15 protein-coding genes are annotated in these 23,747 nt (G+C 40.7%); 7 read left to right on the top strand and 8 right to left on the bottom strand.

The genetic code is table 11. The features are described from left to right. Window positions 1-33 precede the first annotated feature (33 nt). A complete protein-coding gene (locus CDG76_RS28405) occupies window positions 34-2,373 on the top strand; it encodes a cation:proton antiporter domain-containing protein (RefSeq protein WP_094352206.1) in 2,340 nt (779 codons plus the stop codon). Between the two features lie 706 nt (window positions 2,374-3,079). Beyond that, entirely contained in the window at window positions 3,080-4,864 is a 1,785-nt protein-coding gene (locus tag CDG76_RS28400; protein ID WP_094352205.1) for a diguanylate cyclase domain-containing protein, read from the top strand. 369 nt (window positions 4,865-5,233) lie between these two features. Here the strand turns inward: CDG76_RS28400 and CDG76_RS28395 are convergent, their stop codons facing one another. Beyond that, window positions 5,234-5,452 (bottom strand): Hfq-related RNA-binding protein, encoded by a 219-nt coding sequence (locus CDG76_RS28395; protein WP_094352204.1) that lies wholly within the window; start codon window positions 5,450-5,452, stop codon window positions 5,234-5,236. A gap of 69 nt (window positions 5,453-5,521) precedes the next feature. Here CDG76_RS28395 and dapF point away from each other — a divergent pair, with 69 nt between their 5' ends. Further along, complete coding sequence (gene dapF / locus CDG76_RS28390) at window positions 5,522-6,361, top strand: diaminopimelate epimerase (RefSeq protein WP_094352203.1); 840 nt, start codon at window positions 5,522-5,524, stop codon at window positions 6,359-6,361. A gap of 358 nt (window positions 6,362-6,719) precedes the next feature. Here dapF and CDG76_RS28385 read toward each other — a convergent pair whose 3' ends face one another. The 3 genes from CDG76_RS28385 to ada are packed head-to-tail and all read right to left on the bottom strand — an operon-like array spanning window position 6,720 to window position 9,503. After that, window positions 6,720-7,736 (bottom strand): DMT family transporter, encoded by a 1,017-nt coding sequence (locus tag CDG76_RS28385; RefSeq protein ID WP_094352202.1) that lies wholly within the window; start codon window positions 7,734-7,736, stop codon window positions 6,720-6,722. A gap of 44 nt (window positions 7,737-7,780) precedes the next feature. Further along, window positions 7,781-8,440 (bottom strand): DNA-3-methyladenine glycosylase family protein, encoded by a 660-nt coding sequence (locus CDG76_RS28380; RefSeq protein WP_094352201.1) that lies wholly within the window; start codon window positions 8,438-8,440, stop codon window positions 7,781-7,783. Beyond that, window positions 8,424-9,503 (bottom strand): bifunctional DNA-binding transcriptional regulator/O6-methylguanine-DNA methyltransferase Ada, encoded by a 1,080-nt coding sequence (ada, locus tag CDG76_RS28375; RefSeq protein WP_094352200.1) that lies wholly within the window; start codon window positions 9,501-9,503, stop codon window positions 8,424-8,426. Before ada ends, CDG76_RS28380 begins: the two co-directional genes overlap by 17 nt. Before the next feature lie 226 nt (window positions 9,504-9,729). Here ada and CDG76_RS28370 point away from each other — a divergent pair, with 226 nt between their 5' ends. After that, window positions 9,730-10,821 (top strand): hypothetical protein, encoded by a 1,092-nt coding sequence (locus tag CDG76_RS28370; protein ID WP_094352199.1) that lies wholly within the window; start codon window positions 9,730-9,732, stop codon window positions 10,819-10,821. A 115-nt stretch (window positions 10,822-10,936) separates the two neighbouring features. Here CDG76_RS28370 and CDG76_RS28365 read toward each other — a convergent pair whose 3' ends face one another. Then, window positions 10,937-11,524 (bottom strand): Uma2 family endonuclease, encoded by a 588-nt coding sequence (locus CDG76_RS28365; RefSeq protein ID WP_094352198.1) that lies wholly within the window; start codon window positions 11,522-11,524, stop codon window positions 10,937-10,939. Between the two features lie 373 nt (window positions 11,525-11,897). Between CDG76_RS28365 and CDG76_RS37750 the strand changes: the two genes are divergently transcribed. From CDG76_RS37750 to CDG76_RS28355, 3 genes are all read left to right on the top strand, one after another. Then, window positions 11,898-12,044 (top strand): hypothetical protein, encoded by a 147-nt coding sequence (locus CDG76_RS37750; RefSeq protein ID WP_190241006.1) that lies wholly within the window; start codon window positions 11,898-11,900, stop codon window positions 12,042-12,044. Next, window positions 12,035-14,779 carry a sensor histidine kinase gene (locus CDG76_RS28360; RefSeq protein WP_094352197.1) on the top strand — a complete coding sequence of 915 codons (2,745 nt, stop codon included), beginning with the start codon at window positions 12,035-12,037 and terminating at the stop codon, window positions 14,777-14,779. Before CDG76_RS37750 ends, CDG76_RS28360 begins: the two co-directional genes overlap by 10 nt. Window positions 14,780-14,866: 87 nt before the next feature. Further along, window positions 14,867-16,606, top strand: coding sequence for a PAS domain-containing sensor histidine kinase (locus tag CDG76_RS28355; RefSeq protein ID WP_094352308.1), 1,740 nt, complete (start codon window positions 14,867-14,869; stop codon window positions 16,604-16,606). 77 nt (window positions 16,607-16,683) lie between these two features. Here the strand turns inward: CDG76_RS28355 and CDG76_RS28350 are convergent, their stop codons facing one another. The 3 genes from CDG76_RS28350 to CDG76_RS28340 form a co-directional block, all read right to left on the bottom strand. Continuing rightward, the gene (locus CDG76_RS28350; protein ID WP_094352196.1) at window positions 16,684-17,595 is read right to left on the bottom strand and encodes a hypothetical protein; all 912 of its coding nucleotides are present in this window, start codon (window positions 17,593-17,595) and stop codon (window positions 16,684-16,686) included. A gap of 154 nt (window positions 17,596-17,749) precedes the next feature. Beyond that, on the bottom strand, window positions 17,750-19,207 hold the full coding sequence (locus CDG76_RS28345; RefSeq protein WP_223265427.1) for a lipase/acyltransferase domain-containing protein: 1,458 nt from the start codon (window positions 19,205-19,207) through the stop codon (window positions 17,750-17,752). Window positions 19,208-19,373: 166 nt separating this feature from the next. Then, complete coding sequence (locus CDG76_RS28340) at window positions 19,374-23,441, bottom strand: hypothetical protein (RefSeq protein ID WP_094352195.1); 4,068 nt, start codon at window positions 23,439-23,441, stop codon at window positions 19,374-19,376. Window positions 23,442-23,747: the final 306 nt, after the last annotated feature.

Genomic DNA, 23,747 nt, shown 5'->3' with positions numbered 1-23,747 from the left:
AATTAATAGGTCTTAATAGTTCTTTTAAAACTGGTGCAAGAAGATTTTCGGTTAATTGTTGATTTAGTTTTAGTTCTAGGCGTTGCAGCCTGTGGCGGACTATTAGCGGCACTTTTGCAACAACCCGTGCTGCTGGGGTATCTCATTGGCGGGATAGTTATTGGGCCAACGGGACTGGGATTGATTAAAGAACTGATTCAAGTAGAGACTCTGGCACAATTCGGGGTCGCCTTTTTGTTATTCGCCTTGGGTGTGGAATTTTCCTTTGCGGAACTCAAGAAGGTAAAAGCGATCGCTCTTGGTGGAGGTGGACTCCAGATTGCTTTGACGATTTTGGTCACGGTTTTAGTATGCGGGTTAAGCGGAGCCTGGGGAGCCTTACCTGCTAAAGGAATGTTTTTGGGGTGTATTCTGTCGCTGTCTTCCACAGCGGTTGTCCTTAAATGCTTGATGGAGCGCAACGAAACAGAAACGCCCCACGGGCAAGTGATGCTGGGAATTTTAGTAGTACAGGACTTGGCACTAGGACTGATGTTAGCAGTCTTACCAGCCCTCAACCAACCAGCAGAAACTATTGGCATTGCTGTCCTAACAGCGCTAGGTTCGATTGCTTTATTTGCAGCCGGGGCGGTAGCTGCGGGGATTTGGCTGATACCGCCTTTGTTGCAACTGCTAGCCCGTACTGAAAGTAAAGAACTATTTTTATTAGGAGTTGTAGCCCTGTGTTTGGGCATTGCCCTATTGACAGAGCATTTGGGACTGTCCATTGAAATGGGTGCATTTGTTGCGGGTTTGATGATTTCTGAGGTAGAGTACGCCGACCAAACCCTGACTTATGTCGAACCACTGCGAGATATCTTTGCCAGTTTATTTTTTGCCGCCATTGGGATGTTAATTGACCCAGTGTTTTTGTGGAACAACCTGGAATTGATTTTGGGGTTGGTAGCAATAGTTTTCGTAGGTAAATTTTTGATTATCACGCCCTTAGTGAAACTGTTCCGCTATCCTTTGAAAACAGCCATAATTGCCGGTTTGGGACTGGCGCAAATTGGGGAATTTTCCTTTGTTCTCGCTAGTGAAGGGCAGTCTTTGGGGCTGGTGTCCCGACAAATATACTTATTAATTTTGGGAACTACCGCAGTCACTCTGATGCTGACTCCTTTTGTACTGCGGTTAGTGCCATTTTTATTTAACTTTGCCGAATCAATGCCTTGGTTGAAACCGTACTTAGAAGAAGATGAAGCGCGGGATGTATCGGAAGATTTGCCTTTCAAAGACCATGTGGTAGTTTGTGGCTATGGGCGAGTCGGCAAGAATTTGGTGAAGTTGTTGCAGCAACACGACTTACCTGTGGTGGTAATCGACCAATCAGAAAGTAGAATTCAGCAGTTGCGCGAGGCTGGGGTGTCTTATGTCTATGGGAATTGTGTGAGTTTACACGTTTTAGAAACTGCTGGGGTGAATCATGCCAAAGGAATGGCGATCGCACTCCCAGACCCCATAAGTACCCGTCTTTGCTTGAAACGCGCTCTGGAATTGCGCCCAGAATTAGATTTGGTTGTCCGTGCTACTCAGGATAAAAATATTGAAGTGCTGTATCAATTGGGAGCCAGGGAAGTTGTACAACCAGAGTTTGAAGCCAGCTTAGAAATGGCAACCTATTTATTAACTGGCTTAGGTTTGTTGTCGCCACCTGTGGTACAACGAGAAATGCAGCAAATCCGCAACGATCATTATTTAGATTTGCGGCCAGAGCGTTCTGCAAGTGAAGTTGCTCGTGATTTGCGCCAAGCCACCCGCGATTTAAATCAGCGTTGGTATCCTTTACCAACTGATTCGCCCTTAATTGGCATGAGCATAGAAGAAGCGGATATGCGCTATTTAACTGGAGCGAGTTTGATGGCAATTCGCCGCGCTAACGGCGATGAAATCGATTATCCCAATAATCAAACCAAATTGGCAGAAGGCGATCGCTTGCTGGTAGTGGGAGCTGATGAAGAACTGGCAGCTTTGGCAGAATTCGCTAAGGGACAAGCGGCTGTTCCCGGAGAAAATAGTGCTTGTCAGTGGGTTACAGTCAATGCAGACGCGCCAACACTAGGTAAAACCCTTGCAGATTTAGATATCGCCAAGCAATTTGGAGTACAGGTACAGGCAATCCGGCGAGATGGTAAATTTATCCGTTATCCTGATGGCGGCATGGATTTGCGAGTTGGCGACCAAGTATTGTTATGTGGTGGCTTGACAGGTTTGAGTCAACTAGAAGGGTTATTTGCGATCGCTAGTTCAGTACCCCTTTCGATCCCAGTGCTGAAAGCTGGTGAAGCAGAAGCGCTCAAAGACTTTCTACCTGCCGATAGTGTGACTGATTGAACTTTAATACTCCGCAAGCTAAGTGGCTGAATATAGCGATCGCCTACGGCGGGCGGGTACGCCATCGCATCTTTGGGATGGTAGTGACTTGGTATTTGGGGTGCTTTCTCATATTCTTCTAGGATAATATCGCTTTTGATAATACCCAGATCCTGAGTAATTTGCAGCTCAGTTTCGGTAACAGTCCATCCGTAAGAGCTTAAGAGGATGTTTGAAAAGTGGTTGCAGGATAAGGCGATAAATCAAGCTTGAGGACTGGCGATCTTTTGCCTTTGACCTTTGACTACTCTAAATTTTGATTCTCTTTTGCATAAAACTATTTAATGGGGTCATCTGCTTGATCTTTATCAATCGCAGAAGTTTTCGGTCTACTGAATTTGATTACCTTGTTTGATAACTGAATTTATCTAAGAATTGAGCTTTATTTTTTACAAATTTATTCTGTTTTTACAATACTTTTTCATCTCATATTTTCAGTTATCAGATACTTTGGCGATAATGATAATTACTGTACTGTATTTACAGTACTTTATCCAAAATTATTTCTGAGCAAGCTTTTTAAGACTTAATGGTAAAAGTCAGATGAAGAGAAGTAACCATGAAACTTTCTTACGCGATAATGGTTATAAACTAAGAAAAACTACGTTTTTACATCGTTGTAGCTGTCTCTTTTCATCTTTAAAATATTACTGAAACTATACTTATAATGTTGTACACAAGTTTACGTATTATTACCAGAGTATCTGCTAATCTACTCTGTAAGCTTTTAGGACAGCCTAGTGTTAGTAATTTAGAAACTAAACTCCATGATAAACAAATTCAAATTCAGCAGCTAGAAGAGCAAGAAAGGGCGCTTTACCGAGTTATTAGCAAAATTCGAGCTTCTCTTGAATTAGAAACAATTTTTCGTACAGCCACTAAAGAAACTTGCAAGTTACTCCGCGTTGAGAGAATTGCCGTTTATCGTTTCTATGAAAACTGGGGTGGAGAATTTGTTAGCGACTTTGAGTTTGCAGAGACTGGATGGGATGATGTAGATACATTAGGAAAAAATACAGTTTGGAATGACTCTTATCTACAAGAAAATCAAGGTGGACGGTATCGTAATAATGAAGCTTTAGTTGTTTCAGATATTTACGCAGCAGGCTTATCTCAATGCCATTTAGAAATTTTAGAACAGTTCCATATTCGAGCTTATGCAACTGCATCAATTTTTGTGGGAAAAAAACTGTGGGGAGTGCTTGCAGCTTATCAGCATTCACAGCCACATGAATGGAAACAATTAGAAATTCAGTTTCTGTCTCAGATTGCAACACAGTTAGGATTTGCAGTAAAACAAGCAGAATTTTTAGCTCAAGCAGAACAAAAAGCAGCAGAACTCTATAAAGCGAATCAGCAGCAGGAGATTCTGTTTAATTTAGTTGCTGAAATTCGTGAATCTCTGAATATAGACACCTTGTTTAAGACTACTGTACGCGAAATTCGTAAGGCTCTCCGTAGCGATCGCGTCAGTATCTTTCGATTTGACCCGGAATCGAACTATACGTCTGGGGAATTTGTCTCTGAGAATGTATTACCTGACTACGATTCTGCGATCGCAATCAAAGTGAAAGATGATTGTTTTGGTAGAAAATATGCACTTGCTTATCACCAAGGGCGTATACAGGTATTATCAGATATTTATCAAGCTGGTCTAAAAGATTGCCACATTCAACTGTTAGAGCAATTTCAAATCAAGGCACAAATTGTTGCACCTCTAATGAAAGGAAAAACTTTATGGGGATTACTATGTGTTCATCAGTGCCATTGTTCGCGCGAGTGGAAAAAGTCGGAAATTCAATTTATCCACCAGTTAGCTGCTCAGTTTAATGTCGCTTTAGAACATTCTGAATTATTAGAGCAATTCCGCTCTCAAGCTAATCAACTTGCTCAAGCAAACAATGCTTTAGAACTAGCAAATTCTCAGCTAGAAAAACTTAGTAAGCTAGATGCTCTAACTCAAATCGCCAACCGTCATTGTTTCGATCAGTTTTTAGAGCAGGAATGGGATCGACTAAAACTAAGCGAAAATTCTTTATCTTTAATTATATTTGATATTGACTATTTCAAGGATTATAACGATTCTTATGGACATTTAGCTGGGGATGAATGCTTAATACAAGTTGCTCATGCAGCACAATCTGTATTAAAGCGTCCTACCGATCTACTAGCTCGTTATGGTGGTGAAGAATTTGTTGTAATTTTGCCAAATACGAACGAATCAGGTGCGATTAAAGTAACTAAGCTGATTCAAAAATCTATTCAAGAATTAAAGATTGCCCATACAAAGAAAGATAATTTTCAACATTTTGTGACAGTCAGTTTAGGTGTTGCAACTCAAAGGTCAACAGACAAAAGTTCACCTCAAGAATTGATTAACGCAGCCGACAAAGCTTTGTATAAAGCTAAGGAACAAGGACGCAATCGGTGGGTTTGTGCTGCAAAATTCTAAGCCTATGAGAAAGAATAAGGCTTCATCTGGTATATCCCCAAATTGATACCAATTTTAAAAATAATGCGATAAATAGTCCATCTGTAGAGACGCGATGAATCGCGTCTTTAGCCAAGGATGTATTGCAATACTTGTCGGTTAAGGGGAAAAGGGGAAAGGGAAAGGGTTTGAATTTACCTTTACCCCAAACCCAGTAATACCAATTTGAAAAAAGAATGCGACAGATACATACTCCCAAACCTCTGTTCTGTCTGGCTTTCTTAATTTTGAATTTTGAATTTTGAATTGGTATAACCTTTCCCCCAGACCAAAAGAGAGATTGTTAGGTTTATCCGAAAAGTATTGGGTTGTGATGTTTCTGCCTCACTCCTAACTCACTTGCGGCTTGATGTATGCGATCGCTTGTTTCCAAATGGTGATTTGCTGACTGTTTTCATCAGCAAGAGAGATACACTGTGGGTCTTGCCATAAAACCCTTCCTGTGAGGACATCGCCAGTCAGCAGCTTTAACTCAACTGGCGTTGTTTGTTTAATCAGGTTTTGGACTTGTCTAATACTGGGTAAAGTGGTGTCAAATTCGGTAAGCATTTTTAGTAAAGATGAACCTACAAGGCAAAATAAAGAGTAACTAATCCTTGATAATTCATCCTTGAAGAAATGGCAATCGAATTTACTAAGTATCATGGTCTAGGCAACGACTTTATTTTGATTGACAATCGCTCGTCATCTTTGCCTATAGTGACTCCAGAGCAAGCGATCGAGTTGTGCGATCGCCATTTTGGTATCGGTGCTGATGGTGTAATTTTTGCCCTGCCGGGAGAAAACGGCACTGACTACACCATGCGGATTTTTAATTCTGATGGTTCTGAACCGGAAATGTGTGGCAATGGCATTCGCTGTTTAGCTGGCTTTTTGGCAGACTTAGAAGGCGAATCCCGAAATCAAGACTCATATCGCATTCATACTTTGGGTGGTGTAATGACTCCCCAACTCTTATCTAATGGTCAAGTTAAAGTAGACATGGGTTTACCCAGGTTACTCGCTAGCGAAATTCCGACTAATCTTGCACCCGCCCAAGAAAAAGTAATTAATCAGCCGTTAGAGGTGGCGGGGAAAACTTGGGATGTCACCTGTGTAAATATGGGAAATCCCCACTGCATTACCTTTGTGGAAGATGTCGCAGCAATTGAGCTAGAAACCATCGGCCCCAAATTCGAGCATCACCCAGTTTTTCCGCAACGCATAAATACCGAATTTATTCAAGTGGTACGCCGTGACTATTTGAAAATGCGGGTGTGGGAACGGGGCGCTGGGATTACATTAGCTTGCGGGACTGGTGCTTGTGCTTCTTTAGTAGCTGGTGTGCTAACCGGGAAATGCGATCGCGCCGCGACTGTAGAATTACCTGGTGGCCCCTTGCAAATTGAATGGTCAGAAATCGACCAACGAGTTTATATGACAGGCCCGGCCCAAAAGGTATTCACTGGTAAACTGTAACCGACTTAACTATTGGCATTACTCAAGTAGTAGTGCCATAGAAGCCTTACAGCGATGTCTGTGGAAGGCTGTGCCATCGTTTCTTATAGCTAAACCTCATCTATGTTGAAACCTAGAGTTTTTTAAAAGATATATTTATGTAGGTTGGGTGGAGTGAAACGCAACCCAACATTACCACCAAATTTTATGTTGGGTTACGCTATCGCTGCACCCAACCTACAAAACTACTGTGCCATCAAGTCGAACCCGTTTCTTATACCAATTCAATTAATGATTGCAACACGTCCTTGGGTAAAGACGCGATGAATCGCGTCTCTACAATATGGTCTATTTGTTGCATTATTTTTTCAAATTGATATTATTTTGGGGAACTGGCGGATGAATCTATTTCTGGTGGAGATTGGCTCTGGGGATTAATTTTAGATTGCACAGATTCTTTATTAGAAATTGCGAGATATATACCCCCTAAAATTAGAGCCAACCCTAACAAGTTAAAAATACTCAAGTTTTCCGAGAAAAGTATCCAAGCAAGAATCGCAACAATCACGGGATTGAGTAGTAAGAGTAAAGAGATAAATCCTGATGAAAAACTTTTGAGACTGTATACAATTAGCCCATGACCCAAGGCTTCGCAAATAGCAGCTAGCGCAAATACTACTAACCACCCCGACAAGGTAACTGGGAAAACTTGTTTTTCCAAGATTAGCACTACTGGTATCATCAATGAAGTTGCGATCGCACAGCGCCACACGAGGATGGTGATAATTGAAAACTTATTGCCGATCTGCTCAATAAGTAAAAAGTTTGCTGCATAAAATATCGATGATATGAGGGCAACAGCATCACCTGTAAAATTATGATTAGAACGTAACAAATCTTCAAAGACAACAGCGATCGCACCGATTATGGCTAAGATCAAACCGATGATAAATTTGCGCCCAAAAATTTGATTAAAAAATAGCCATCCTCCTAAAGTAGTAAATAGCGGATTGAGGCTACCTAACGCATTAGCATTAGCTGCACCAGTCTGAGTTAGCGACCAAGTCCAAGATAATCGACCTAATACATGAACTAAACCCACTGCTATTAAAAGTGCTATCTCTTTGATTGGATAACGCTGCTGTGGTAATACAGGTTCATCATCTTTAATTTGAGTCTGTACTTGGTTAATTCCACTCCATAATCCAAAGATAATAGTCGCTATCCATAACCGATTAAATAATATAGTAATAGCGCTCATTTCTCTAACAGCAATTTTAATAAATATTGCTGTTGAAGATAAAGCTAATAATGCAATTATTACTATGATTATCGGCAGGATTTTTGAAGTTTTATCAGAGTTTTCTGATGTTAGGCTTAATTGATTTTCTGCCATTTAGTTTATATTTATTATACGAACCGCCAAGGGAGAAGGAGCAATTATTTGGGATTACTTAGGTAATAATGCCATAGAAGTCTTGCCGCAACTGCTCGCCACGGTCGCCACTGCTGTGTCATTTCTTCTAGTTGCACTGGTGTTGGACGCGTCGCCAAGTTTTTGAGTTTTTGTAGAGCGATCGCGATCGCTAAATCGCCTTTAGGAAAGACATCAGGACGTTGTAGCGCCATGAGCAAATAAATATCAACTGTCCAGTCTCCGATGCCTTTGAGGCGCTTTAACTCAGTTCTGATCGTATTTTCGTCCATTTTTTCCAGCTTGGTTAGGTCAAGCTGACCAGTTGCGTTGGCGTTGCCCGCCGTAGGCATCGCCTGAGCCAACCCACGACAGTATAGAATCTTTTGCCGACTGAATCCAATTGCTCTTAATTGAACATCATCCAATATCAGAAAATTTTCTGGCGTCAGGGTTACAACAACCCCACAGAGTCTTGTAAATACTGCCCTTGCAGCCGCTACAGAAACTTGTTGTTCCAGAATTATACACAACAGCGTTGCAAAACCCGCTTCTCTTGACCATATAGGTGGAGGCCCCAGTGTCTCTAAAATCCGAGCCAAATCGCTATCAAGTTTGGCAAGCACCATTAAACCACGGGTAAGACTTTCTTCAGTCAGCGATTCTAGTTCAGGTGTTTGAGTCATCTTTGAGAAATTTCGATTCTTGTGTAAGCAGTTTTTGTTTGCGCTCAATTCCCCAGTGATAACCACCAAGACTGCCATCACTCCGCAGCACCCGGTGACATGGTACAATCAGCGCGATCGGATTAGCGCCACAAGCATTACCCACCGCGCGGACTGCTTGGGGTTTGGCAAGATTACGGGCGATATCGGCATAGGTGCGCGTTTCGCTGTATGGAATTTTTTGTAATGCTTGCCAAACCTGTTTCTGAAATGCTGTCCCACGGACATCAAGTGGTAAATCGAGATGGGTTACATCTCCCGCAATAAAGTCAAGGATTGATTGTATCCAGTCTTTGTGTGTGTAATCATCACGCACGATCTGCGCTTGGTGAAATTCTTGGTTCAAAATGTGTTCAAGTTTGTCTGCTTCATCACCTAATTTTACGGCGCAGATACCCTTCTCTGTTGTTGCCACAAGCAAATATCCTAGCGAACATGGAGCGATCGCATAGACAATGTTAATTGTCTTTCCAGCTTGTTGGTAAGTCTTTGGTGTCATTCCCAGTTGTTTAGGTGCTTTCTCATACAGTTGGCTACTTGAACCATACCCTGTATCGTAAACTGCATCAGCAATTTCTTCCCCCGACTGTAAGCGCTGCTTCAATCGCTGGCTACGCAGCGCATCTGCATATTGAAAAGGCGATACGCCAATTATTTGCTTAAATATTCTTTGCAGGTAACTGGGACTCATTTCCACCTGAGAGCATAATTCTGAGAGGGTTGGAATGTGGTCAACTTGTGCTTCAATATATCGACATACTGCTAAGATTTTGGCTGTAATTGGAACTATTTCAGATTGTGGCTGACAGCGCTTACAAGCTCGAAAACCTGTAATTTCAGCCTCTTGTACCGACTTTAAGAAACAAACTTGATTCCGATTCGGTCTGCGACTAGGGCAAATCGGTCGGCAATAAATACCTGTAGAACGAACACCATAGAAAAACTTACCTTCAAAAGCGGAGTCTCGATTGAGAACTGCTTGCCAGAGCGTTTCTTCTAAAAGTTGTGTCTGTTGTAATTGCATTCATGTCTCCTTAAATCTATTGCAAAGTATCCCTACTTTGGAGCGTTCATTATTAGTTTTTGGCTTTAGGTAAAACTAGATTAAATGTATCGATAAACTACTTTCTATCTGATTGTTGCGATCAAAGTTGATTATCTCAGTTTTTGAATGTACCAACTCCCTGAACGAGTGTTCACTACTGGATGAAACCGGGAACCTTAAATTAGGTCAACACAACGGAGTTTTTATGAGTGGTGGTATTTACTTAATTCAGGATAATTCTCAATTAGTTGAGATGAAGGAAGAACCCTATGAATCAGAGGATGGGTTACAAAAGCTACTAGCTGACTATCCAAGTTTGTTAGCAGGAGAACAGATTGACAGTACTGCACCAAGACGCTGGTTGTTAATCTCACGGGAGATAGCAATACCAGATAGCGAAGACAGTGCTGGACGTTGGGCGCTCGATCATTTATTTCTCGATCAAGATGGAATTCCCACCATTGTAGAAGTTAAGCGGAGTAGCGATACCCGGATTCGGCGAGAAGTGGTTGGTCAGATGCTTGATTATGCAGCTAATGCAGTAGTTTATTGGTCAATTGAGAAAATCCGTACCCAGTTTGAAGCTAATTCCAATGCTGAACAGCTACTAATAGATTTAATTGGTAATGAAGAGGCTGATTTAGAAAAGTTTTGGCAACAAGTCAAAGCCAACTTGCAATTAGGTAAAGTCCGTCTCGTTTTTGTGGCTGATGAAATTTCTGTCGAACTTCAGCGGATAGTCGAGTTTTTAAATCAGCAAATGAGTCCGGCACAGGTATTGGCAGTAGAGATTAAACAATATGTGGGTCAGGGTTTAAAAACTTTGGTTCCTAGAGTGATTGGACAAATTAAGAAACCTCCCACGTTTCCCTTGGATAAAAGACAATGGAATGCATCAACTTTCATGAAAGAAGTTGAGACTAAATACAACCCAAAAGCGGCTCATGTCGCCAGTCTGATTCTAGAATGGGCGACTATTCAAACGTTGCAGATTCAATGGGGTACAGGTAGAAGTCATGGCTCTTTTGTTCCTAAATTTTATTACCAGGGAAAAAATCGCACTTTTTTCCGAGTTTGGAGTAATGCCACTGTAGAAATTTGTGCCTACGAGCCACCATTCAATTTAGAAGATCATAAAGCAGAACTTCTGACTCGATTTAAGTCTGTCGTAGGAACATCAATTTCTATTAATCCTTATTGCTGGTATATTCCCTTTTCTGCTCTGAATGATGAAATAGTTATCAAACAGTTTTTGGAAGTACTTGGCTGGGCTATTAGTGAAATTAAATTATCATAATCTTATAGTATAGCCATCCTATTTGATTTGTGAGAATTGCAACCCACATATCCCCGACTTCATAAAATTTGTTGGGGATCTTGTTGATTATGAATGATTCAGGGTAGGCAATTACTTACCAAATTTCTGCTAAATCTAAAACAAATCCTGGCAAAACATCTTCTCCAGATAGAGTTTTAGGACTTTGTAAAATCTCAACTTCTCTATTGAGACGATAAATTTCTACCTGTTGCTGTCCTCTATTAATTAACCAGCCTAATCTTGCGCCATTCTCGATGTATTCCCTCATTTTTGCTCGCGTTTTTTCTAAGGAATCACTTGGAGACATTAACTCAACCACAAAATCGGGACACAAAGGAGCAAATCTTTCTTTTTCTGCTTCGCTTAAAGCATTCCACCGTTCCATTTTCACCCAGGAAGCATCTGGAGAACGCTCTGCACCGTTGGGAAGTTTGAAACCACCAGAAGAGTCAAAGGATTTCCCTAGCTTATTTTGACGACTCCAAGCTCTTAATTGATAAGTTAAATCGGCATTACTATCGCTAGTACTACTGCCCGTAGGTGGCATAATAATTAATTCCCCTGAAGCTGTCCGCTCAAACTTTAAGTCTCGATTATTTTGACAAAGCTGAAAAAATTGCTCGTCAGTCAAGTCGATATTTAATTCGAGTGTAGGAGGTAAACTGACGGTGGTAGTATTCATATTATCAGTTTGGATGGAAGCAATATATCTATTCTAGTAGATAGTTATTGTTCCTAAAATCAGGGTTTGTTTTTCAAGGATATGAGAATAAGCTGATGTGCAGATAATCTTACGCAAAGACACCGAGATACTATTTGAACGACGATTAGCTGACTAGAAAATTTTATTAATTAATCACCTATTAGACATTTTTATAAATTAGTTATTATCCATAACCCTTTTAAAAAGGTAGCAGTGCTACATCTTTACATTCTCTTTGCATTCCTTTGCGTTTAAAAAAGCTACGAATTTATGCAAAACTGTACTTAGTGTTCAAAAAAGGATTGAAACCTTTGTCTCAAAGTGACTCAGCACTCCTGAACTGATTCGCTATTTGACAAATGGTTCACCCGATTGGGTGAATGCGATCGCAGCATCCAGAACTACTCTGAAAGTAGAGCCACTTTTTTTGCTGTTAGCGATGTCTACGACGGGCTACGCCTACGCGCCGACAGCTAAAAAACTTTTACAATGGCTATGATTACCTTGAATATTATGCCAATTGCTTATATATCAAAGGGTCTAAGAGTGGATGAAATTGTAAAATTACCGCATAAACGAGATTTTCTACCAGAGAAGATCCCTCTGTTGGAAACAGTTGCTGCCAATTTACCGGGGATGATTTTCCAAATTCTGCAACGGCAGGATGGTTCTGTATTTATCCCTTATATTAGTTCTGGTTGTAAATATTTGTATGAATTAGAACCAGAAGCTGTACAGGCAGACTTTCGGGTGTTATCTAAACTGATTCATCCACAGGATATACAAGCTTTTACAGAATCTATTGCTGTTTGTCGCAATACTCTTACACCTTGGCATTGGGAAGGTCGGATCATTACGCCTAGTGGCAAACTGAAATGGATTCAAGGTACTTCGCAACCCGAATTACAAGAAGATGGCGATTTTCTTTGGCATGGCTTGGTTATGGATATTACAGACCGAAAACAAGCCCAAGAAAAATTGCAAGAGAGTGAGGCACGGTATAAAGCAATTTTGGATGCTATCCCCGATTTGATGTTTCGCATCAGCCGCGATGGCGAGTATCTAGATTTGAAAAGTGAGGGCGCAAATATCACTCTTTCGAGAGAAGAAATAGTTGGAAAAAATTTGCAAGAGTTATTGCCGAGTGATGTTGCAGCCATTAGCCAAGTAGCGATCGCTAAAACTTTAGATTCTGGAATTTTGCAAACTTGTGAATATCAACTACCAACATCTTTGGGAGTCAGAGATTATGAGGCACGATTGGTAGTTAGTGGTACAGATGAGGTACTAGCAATTGTCCGAGATATCACAGATCGCAAACAAGGAGAAGTCGCCTTACAAAATCTTGCCCAAAAATTTGCTAAAGCTTTTAGTTGCAGCCCTGATTCAATTACCATTAGCACGCTGCAAGAAGGACGCTTTATCGAAGTTAACGACAGTTTTGTGAATCTTTCAGGTTATGGGCTAGATGAGGCAATTGGTAAAACTTCTTTTGAGTTAAATCTTTGGGTAAACGATCGCGATCGCCTAAACTTAGTGCAAGAGTTGCAAAGCACGGGAGTTGCTCGTAACTTAGAAATTGATTTTCGGCAAAAATCTGGTGAGATAATTACAACGCTGCTGTCAGCCGAAGTCATTGATTTAAATGGTATTCCTGCCATTTTAGCAGTGCATCACGACATTACAGAACGCAAACAAGTAGAAGCACAATTACGCTTTTGTGCGCAACGCGATCGCTTGTTGGCAGAAACCCTAGTGCGAATTCGATCTTCGCTGAACTTAGAGCAAATTCTCCAAACCACCGTGACGGAAGTTAGGCAATTTCTCCAAGCAGATCGAGTTTTCATTGGTTTAAATAATGCCAATTTAGGAATAAAAACTATTGCCGAATCAGTAGATCCCAAATATCCATCAGTCTCAGGTTGGTCTATTAATGATGAAGCTTATTTACAAGAATTACGAAATTTACTAAAAGATAATCTTGTGCGTGTCGTTGAAGACATAACCCAAATATCAGTATCTCCCAAAGTAAAAGCACACTATCGAAAATTCCAAACGAAGGCTACTTTGGCTGTACCAATTATGCTAAATAACGAATTATTTGGCGCATTAATTGCTAATCAATGCTCAGGGTCGCGTCATTGGCAGCCAATAGAAATCGATTTGTTACAGCAGATGTCAGAACAGCTAGCGATCGCGATTCAACAAAGCCAGATATGCCAAAAGCTAGCAGAACTCAACACTAATTTAGAATACCAAGTAGAAGAACGAACAGCACAGTTGCAGCAGAAAATGCAAGAAGTTGAAAAATTGCATCGCGTCAAAGATGTTGTTTTGCACACAGTTGCCCACGATTTACGAACTTCGGTGATGGGTAACTTGATGGTGTTAAAGAATTTGTTAAATCAGGGGCAGGAGCAGGGGAGCAGGGGGGCAATTACAGCAAGTCTTTCCCCTCTGCCCCCCATCCCCTCGGTCACTGAGCGTAGCCGTACCACTTCGTGGAAGCAAGCTACGCGCAGCGTCTCGGAGAGAAGTGCTGCCCCTCTGCCTCCTTCCCATGCCCCATGCCCCATCCCCAATACAACTCTTGGAGAGGCTGCGCCAACGACTACGCTCAGTACAAGTGCCCAATCTTCAATTCCAATATCTCGCTCAATCATCGAGCGGATGATTCAGGGCAACGATCGCCAACTAACGATGATTAACTCATTGCTAGAAATTAATTCTTGTGAAAAACAGGGTCTTGAGATCAAAATCGAACCTGTGCAATTTAGCACCCTACTGGGAGGCACATTTTCCCAGTTGGAACCCATACTGACACAAAATCAAGCGACTCTGAAGAACTTGGTTCCCGCAGATTTGCCGTTAGTAATGGCAGATGGGACTCGATTGCAGAAAGTTTTGGTAAATTTGATCGCACATAGCTTGCACAATAATCCACCAGGATTAAATTTTACCCTGAGTGCCACCGTTGAGGCGGGAATGATTCGCACTCAGATTCAAGATGACGGTGTGGGAATGAGTAAAGTAGAGTGCGATCGCCTTTTCGATCTCCATGTCCGCGATCCTCAAGATTGTTGCTCTACAAGCATTGGCTTAAAAATGTATCTTTGTCGGAAAGTTATTAAGGCGCATGGCGGCGAAATCGGTGTTATGAGTAACCGCAAGCGTGGGTTAACTTTCTGGTTTACACTACCTTTGGCAACTTCATCCGCAACAAATCGCCCATAAATCACCAAAAAATGAGAGGGTGTTATTTATAGCAATGTTGAGTAAAGGAAACACCCTCAAGGTATGGGCAAAGTTGCTCGGATGCTAATGGCTACTCCATTTACAACAGTGCAAAGCTGGTGGAGAAAAACCTTTTCTGCACCAACAACAGATGAAATCACTAGTCTTTACAGAGCTTGGCGTAACCGTTTTTTGTGGCAGAGATTACGTTTATGGTTATGGCTGGCGCTGATCTGTCTGTTGTCTTTTACTTTGCGAGATATTTACGGCCTGTTTTTTCCTTTTGCAGAGTTGCAGCAACTGCCAGAAGTACTTAGAACTCAGCGCCTAGTAATTAATGTTGCAATGCTTGCAACATTAATTATTTGCTTTGCCTTACATAAAACTAAATTAGGTCGTCATCGTCCAGATTTATTATTTTTAGGGTCTTCTTGGTCAATTAGTTTAGCGTCGCAGTTGTTTGCAACCATCAGAGGTTTCGCACTACCCGATACCATCGGCTGGTCGCTGCTGTTCTTGAGCCAAGCTGTGTTGATGCCCGTCTGCTGGATTCTTCACTTGCTCACTCAAGTGAGTGTGCTGATTTACTATTTTGGTGTAAATACGACACTTGGGCTAAAAACACCAATCCCCGATCACCCAGAAATATATAATGTAACGTTCATTTTATACATTTTCTGGTTTTGTACTATATGTGACATCGGTGTTTATCTGTACGATCGCCTGCAACGTTCTGAATTTTTCGCCCGCCAAGAACTAGAATCTGCCTACCAAAAACTCAAAGTTGCCGAAGCTAAATATCGCAGCATTTTTGAAAACGCCGTTGAAGGAATTTTTCAAAGCAGCCCTGATGGACATTACATTACGGCAAATCCTGCTTTAGCGAGGATTTATGGCTACTCCGTAGCGCAGGAGGTGACAGCAAATTTCACTGATATTGAACAATTGTACGTTGACCCGAACCGCCGGGCAGAATTTGTGCGCCTGATGGAAAAGTATGGCAGCGTTTCCGATTTCGAGTCCCAAATTTATCGCCAAGACGGGAGTATTGTCTGGATTTCCGAAAAAGCCTACGCAGTCCGTGACGAACATCTTAAACTGCTTTACTACGAAGGTTTGATTGAAGACATTACCCAGCGCAAGCAAACTGAAGAAGAACTACGAGTATTTTTCCATGCAGTTTCCCACGACTTACGCAACCCAGTACTGGGTACTTTAATGGTGCTGAAGAATTTGCTGGCCCGTTCAGAGGAAAATATTGCGATTTCCCGATCAATTTTAGAGCGGATGATTCAAAGTAGCGATCGCCAACTGAACTTAATTAATTCGTTGATGGAAACTCATATCAGCGAGGTGCAAGGTGTAGTTTTACAACGCCAAACCGTACAATTACTGACAGTTGTCGAAGCTGCGATCGCAGATTTAGAGCCATTATTAGCACAAAATCAAGCCAAGCTCACAAATTTGGTATCCGCAGATTTGCCATTAGTGAATGCAGATCCCACGCAACTATGGCGAGTTTTTTCTAACTTAATCGTCAATGCTCTGAAACATAATCCCCCTGGTTTGCTTTTGACAATCAACGCTACCCGTGAGGGTGAGATGATTTATTGTACTGTTAGTGATAACGGCGTGGGCATTAGTCAACAACAAAGCGATCGGCTGTTTGACCTTTATTTTCGGGGTGCAAGTATCCGCAATTCTGTAAGTTTGGGATTGGGCTTGTATTTGTGTAAACAAATCATCAATGCTCACGGCGGCGAAATTGGTGTGAATAGTGCATTGGATGAAGGGGCAAATTTTTGGTTTACATTGCCAGTTATATGACAATACAGTTGGTTCTTCATTACATATTATGCTAATTTGTTTACCTCTAAATAGATGAACAAAGATGAATAAACTTGTTAAAGGCTACCCAATTTGATGCCTGTCATTTCTCCGCCTTCCATAGTATCAGTATCTTGTTTGGATTTTAAATTTCCACCTCCCTCTAGTCCTCTTGCATCAATACCTATTACTTTACCGTCTTTGAGTGTGCCAAATTTTTGCTCTGCTACAGCTGTAATTAATTGAGTTGCTTCACTTGATAAACTTGGAAATTCTAAAGGCGGAATCTTCCAAAGGTATTGAGCGGCTGCAATATCAATTGCAAATTTAAAAGGTCGCTTCGGGTTGCTAAGTTGTTGACGACCAACATCAATAGCTCTATCAAATTGTAAACTTCCATCTTTCTCACGTTTCTTGGCTTCTGGCTGCTCCAAGTCACTCAAAGTCTTGGAGTGAGCAAAACCCGTACATTCGATGGCAATGTAATCTCCATCATTAATTAGCCCCAATAATTTCTCTCGTTTTTCTTCTCCTGCAAACAATTCATTATTATTAAATAAGTTACGCTCTGCCTCGAAGGCTTTATTCCATTCATCATTCTGCCGCTTATAGTTAAGAGATACTGCTGCCAATGCGTGACCTTCAATTACAATCACCAATGGTAGTAAATCACATCCAAAGCATATACTACAGAACAGGAGTGCTAAATCTAGGCACGTTCCTTCTCCTGGTTGTGAGAGAATTGCAGAAGGGGTTCGTATGAGTTGTGTTTCCTTCTCTGGTTGATACTTTTCATGAGCATAGTGAATTTTAAGACTGAGGAGAGTTTCATAAATTGTCTTGATTAGTTCTTTGCGATCTTGGGGAGTGTTAATTAAATCAAAACGATTAACAGGTAACTTAAGCAATAGTTCAAAAGCTTTTTCATTAACAAACTGTGCCAATGACTTTTCATCTGCTTTAGACCATTTCCATTCATTCTGTAACATAGAATTACTCCTTTATTTTTATATCAAAAGATAAAGATGTGTTTGTAGAGAAATGAATGTTATCAGCGCGCCAGAGAAAATTTCTCTGCGTTGATACTTTGTTAATCATGCCTCTACAAAATTCAATCTATTTAATTGCTCATGACAAGTGAGATTATTTGACTACTTCAAACAAGCTACTAACAGGAATAGGAGCTTGAGCGCCAGTTTTTTCAGTTTGTACTTTTAGACGATACAAACCTTGAGCTAAATCGCCAAGTGTCAGCACCCATTCTCCGTTTTGCTCCTCAAAATCTACATTCAAAGATTTACCCTCACCAGAAACAGGTTCTATTTTGGCTTTCAGTTGCCCGTTATCTCTATCTGTATTAAGTATTTTGGCGCGTACCTCGATAGCCTCATCTGCTAAATAGAGGTCATCCAAAGTCAAACAAATAGCTGGTTGCTCTGCGGCTTTTGGACTTACTTCAACATAAAATGGATCGCGGATATCACCTAATCCTTGCACTTGCATTCCTTTTAAACGTTCGAGGAGTTGCCCTAAAATTTTGTCATTGTTTTGGAGCGAACCATGTTGTCCAGGGATATAAGTTTCCCTGTATTCACTAGATAATTCGATGGGTATCGCTGACAAGTATGGAACAGTTCCATCACCATCACCTAAGAGTGAATCAATGCCTGTGGGTAAGTCTAAACTAACTGTTAGTTGACCATCAGCGAAATTTGCTGACTGGAAAGTGGTTTGTTTAGTACCTACTATGGGAATAATTTTGTAAGACTGGTGATAGGCTGCATCATTTTTGTGGCTATTTACAGCATCTTCAATTTCGCGGTGAAATTTGAGAGCGTTTTCAGCGCGTTCTTTGATGATGTAGGGAAGTTTTACAGGTGCTTCGGCAATACGATGGTACTCGTTGCCAATTTTTAACATTTTGTATATCGGCATCAATTGATAGACTGAAGGAAGCGATCGCATTACCTCAGTTAAGTCTAAGAATTGTTGTTTATAACCGTTTGCTAAAAAGTTAACACCATTAAGAGAACCTCGGAAGGGTGTACCGAAGGTAATAAGAGCTTTACAATCTCGCCATCCTTGCAACACTTCCAAGTAATACCGAGAAACGAGTCCACCCATGCTGTGTGCCATTAAAATGACTTTAGCATCCTTAATACCCGTGTATTCTCGCCACTGCTTTAAACGCAAATCCAGATATTTTTTGAGTATTTTGGCGTTTACACGATTATCACGTCGCCAGTCGTAGGGAAATTTAAAGAAATTTGCTGGCTTATCTTCACGAATATCACCAGAAATAACCTCAAAGTAATCTGTTATCAATCGTGCAGTCGTAGTATAGCCATCAATTTTGACCAAACCTGGAACAAGATGTGCATCGTCAACCAAACGAGTTGCTTTGATACCATCGTCCAAATACTCAGCGTCAGGGTCGTCTCCTGCCATTTTTAGCCACTGAAGTGAGTCCCCTAAAGTACGCAAAGCCTGCCACGCAGCTTGTCCCGATACTGCCCAGATATCTTTGCCGTCCTTCTGAAGAACACTACCTGTAATCCCAGGCAGAATAACGACGATATCACGCATTTGTACTTTTGCCATTGTTTTTAGCCCCTTTCAAGCTTTTTAATATGTGTTGGCTTATTAACTTTTAAATAAATTGTCATTTAGTCCAAATTATTGACAATTGGAATAAAACTTGCTGATGATATCGTTAATAATCGTTCCGGCACTTTTCATTCCTAAAGTAAGGGATTGCATGGTATCTTCACGCCCACTGCCGCCCTATGTCTTTAATAGCATGACAGATGTTCACTATTGCTTCATCCTTGCCTAGACTAGAAATGACGGGGGTCAACTCCCGAAAATCAGATAACAAGCTCCTACGGTCGCGACTAGCCAAGATGTGAAGCATCTCAACCCAAAGGTCGTGGAGATGATCGCAGGGAAACTTTGCTAATTCAAGTGCTAAAACTCTCAAAATGTCAGCACGCTCAGACCTATCCTCAATTACTTGTGTCACCTTTAGAACCTTTTTTATTTGGTCTAACGCCAAATGGGGTAATATTGTACTCAAAGCCAAAGGTTTGAAAGCCCCTGTTTTAGATATCTGTATGTCTTGTAGAATTTGATCTATTAGCTGTTCTAGAATTTCATCTAGTTGATCTAAATGAAAGATTGGTGCCAAAGTAAGTATAATTTGATCCTTGTGGTTTTTATATAGCCAATTGTGGTGTTGATCTGAAGAATTGTGGTGTTGATCTGAAGAATTGTGGTGTTGATCTAAAGATAATTGGGATAAGCGGAATGCCAGTTTACTGAGAACTTTTACTTTCCAGTACTCACCTTTAAGTGTCTGTATCTCTTGTAGAAGTTTATCTAATACTTTATCTAGTTGGATTAAGGGTAAGTGAGATGCTAGTGCGCTGAGAACCTGAGCTTTATTAATGTTATCTTCAATTTTATTTGCCTCTTTTAAAGTCTTATTTATTAGTTCCGAGTATGATCCCCAGTGTTTTGACAACGCACTGAGAACTAGAACTTTACCATACTGTTGAAATGATTCTGTCTGTTGCTGAATTTTTTGTATTAGACCTGGCTCTAAGTTGGGAGTAATAGCTATTCCCCTCAAAGCGAAAACTTTATCTTCTTCATGTTCAACCTTTTCTACCTCTTGTAGAATTTTATCTAGTTGATCTGAAGACAAACAGATTGTCATTTCTTTCTTAGCCAAATCTTTGTAATACTCAACATCAAGTGTATTTACTTCTTCTAACACTCCTACCTGTTGTGGAAGTTGAGCTAACAAATATCTAATAGCGTTAGTTTGGTAATCATCTTTGTTATCCTTAATTGTCTGTACCTCTTCCAAAATATTAACTAGTTGGTTGGTGGAGAAGTATGTTTCTCGTTGGTTTTGAGGCAAGTGCATTACTAAAGCACTTAAAACTTTAATTTTATTGTCTTTGTCATAAAAATTTTCTGCCTGTTGCTGGATTGTTTTTATTAGACCTGACGTTAAATTGGGATTATTAGCTAGTCTTTCTAAAACCGAAACTTTGGAATACTCATATTTAAATGTCTGCACATTTTGTAAAATTTGCTCTAGCTGGTCTGAGGGCAACCGAGATGCTAGTATACTCAGGATTTTAGCTTTATCATATTCATCTTCAAATGTCTGCACCTTTTGTAAAATCTGCTCTAGTTGGTCTAAGGGCAAGCGAAATGCTAGTACGCTCATGATTTGAGCTTTATCATGTTCATCTTCAAATCTCTGTACCTTTTGTAGAAAATTATCTAATTGAGCCTCTAATTGGGCCTTGTCTAATTGGTCTGTTAAGCGTATTAACAGAGCACTAAGTACTTTAGTTTTAAAATACAGATTTTTATATGATTCTGCCTTTTTTCTAATCTTTTTTTCAAGGTCTCCATTTAAGTAGGGAGCAGTGGCTAATGCCTCAAGAGACCGCCCCTGAGATTCTTCATTTTCATCAACTAGTACACGGTCTAAAGCCTGTTTAAGTAATTTATTAGATAAGTATGGTGCCAGTCCAATCAGAACATCTCCTCGCTGATACCTATTAAAATTTTGTGATATCGTTAAAACTTTTTCTAACAGTTCTTTAGACTCGGAGAAATATTGTGGCAGGATACTCAAAAGTTGAACTACAACTTCATCTGAGATTCCCTCTGCCACCTCTAAAATCTTTGATAGTTGCATCGAATCCCAAGATAAGTGGGGAACTAACATCTTTAGAGCTTGAACTTTATCTTTCTCCTTCTCAATTACTTTTACTGTCTCCAAAATATCTGATAACTCAGAGTGGTAGTATTGGATCAGTGCGGATTTGACCAAGATTTGGTAACTCTTGTCAGAAAATTTTTCTACATTCTGTAAAAGCTTTTTCTCAAATTCAGATTCAGGTGTTTGACGTTCGAGTTTACTTAAAATCTCTAAATCTAAGTTTTGCTTAGATACCATTTGTTGGAAATAAGCCCAGCCCGTATCTAAGTCTCTCCTTGCCAGTTCTATAACCAATTCAGTTCGGAGTTTACCAGTTAATCTGTTGATGGATGAGGTTATTAAGGCGTAACGACATTGCAGAACAATTGAGCGGGAGGATTGGGAAGTAGAAAATTCTTTTTCAGCAATTTGCCAAGCAAGTTTCACATCATTCAGAAAACCTAAAACATCATCTTTTAACTTTCTGGCATCGAACCAGGCGTTCCTTTCATCTTTCTTGAGTTTCAACAGCGTATGAAGTTCCTCAACCCGATCTCCGCTTACCAAATGTTGAGCTAGATGCCGTCGTCCATAGTCATCTTCTGCAATTTTCTTGAGATCGACTTCTACCCAAGACTTTGCTCCCGCTTGGTAATAGTTGACAATACGCTGATTCTGTTTAACAGCATCCACATAGCAGTAGGAATAATCTGTCCGTTCTTTCGTTTTTGGTGAGATAAAAAACTCAGGTAAAGTGCTGTGGTAAAGGCGATAACAATTTCCTACTTGATCTAGGAACTGTTGTAACTTCTCTATAGCTGCCGTTATATAGTCAAATTCAGCTTGGATTAAGCCTAGTTTCTGAATCTGGTGAGGAGTCAGGGGTTCAAGAGAAACGGAAAGAATGCCCAGAATAGGTTTATATACAGCAGACCAAACTGGGATATAACCAATCTCACCCTCTGCATCTTCAACGCTGACTTTCTCTTTAGCAACAGTATCCTTAATCTTGTTTAAGAAAAAAGCATATAGATATTGCAGAGTATCGGGCAATTCAGACAATTTAAGGATATCTCTAAGCAGTTCCTCCTGATTCTGACGAATTGCCTTATCTACTGCACGACCGATTGCTCCTAAATAACCAAAGTTGCCACTTGCCTTAGTAACTGCCTGATGGGTAAACTCATCCAAGTCCTGACACATTTCGATCAGGATTTGATTCACTTCTGGCGTTTCAATCAGAAAACGGGTATAGCGAGTCAAATCCTGAATCACATCTGGATCTTCCTCCGCGATTTCTATTTCTTGAATACGACCCTGCTGAGTTCCTCGAAAGTTTCTCAGCAAGTCATCATCGGGACGACAGGTCAAGACAAATCGTAAATTTGCGGGTAATTCTGGGCAGTTTGTCAGCCACTTAAGTAATGATAGTTCGCTGTCTTGATAACGCAATTCATCCAACGCATCCACCAGCACGACAATCTGGCGTTGTGGATGCTCCCCGTTCTCAACTTGTTCCATCATGGCTTTTGCTGGATCAAATAATGCCATGAACTCAAGGTTTTCTGGCGGCAAATCGCGTTCGGTAGGATAAAAATTATCAATGTGAATTCCTGTGATATTGGTATCCTTGCTGTGCGTCACCTGCTGTTTAATCTGGAAAACTTTTTTATAAAATGGAGACGCAAACATATTGTTAATGTAAGCACCCACAATGTTACTATCGGTCGCTGTACTAATACGTTGCTCCACTACGATCTTAATTTGTTCTTCCTTAAACAGTTCAGGATATATCGCTGCCAGTTGGAATCCCACCTGCAATAGGAATGAATGAGATCCGACATCACTAAAAGGAGTGCGCTGGTCACGACGGATGAAATAACGACACCAATTAGGATGCTGATGTGCCAGCCAAGCCATAAAAGCAGACTTACCCGCTCCTGGTTCTGCGGTCAGTAATATAAAACGGCAATCTGGATCAGCCAACTTATCCTCAACCTGCTGCTTCAGCCAATGGCGTTCGACAAATCGGGGGTTCAGTTCCACGTCCACATAGGAGCGGATCAATTCCAAGTTGAACAAATCATCCTTGCTTGAAGACAGAACAGTCATGGTTTGAGATTCCAGAATGTTTTCAATTAAAATGGTAAATTAGCGACTGTACTCTTTCCCACTCCGGGTTCACTGGTCAAGATGAAAAACCGTTCCTCGCGCTCCCTTAACCAGAGATCGATAATTCAATTGGGTTCATTTCGGAACAATATTTGGTTGCCAATTTTTTCTGTCACTCAGATGCCTTTCACAAAACCGGGAATCTACATTAAGGGATGTTTTAAAGGTTAGCTAAAACCCTCGGCAGGAGGCATTGTAACAGTGATAAGATGTCGGGCATAGGCTGGAGAGTAGGTTTTGAGTTGT

It is taken from the genome of Nostoc sp. 'Peltigera membranacea cyanobiont' 210A (assembly GCF_002246015.1).
Taxonomy (GTDB): Bacteria; Cyanobacteriota; Cyanobacteriia; order Cyanobacteriales; family Nostocaceae; genus Nostoc.
Note: the sequence above shows the minus strand (reverse complement) of the source record. Positions and strands in the feature narration are given on the sequence as shown.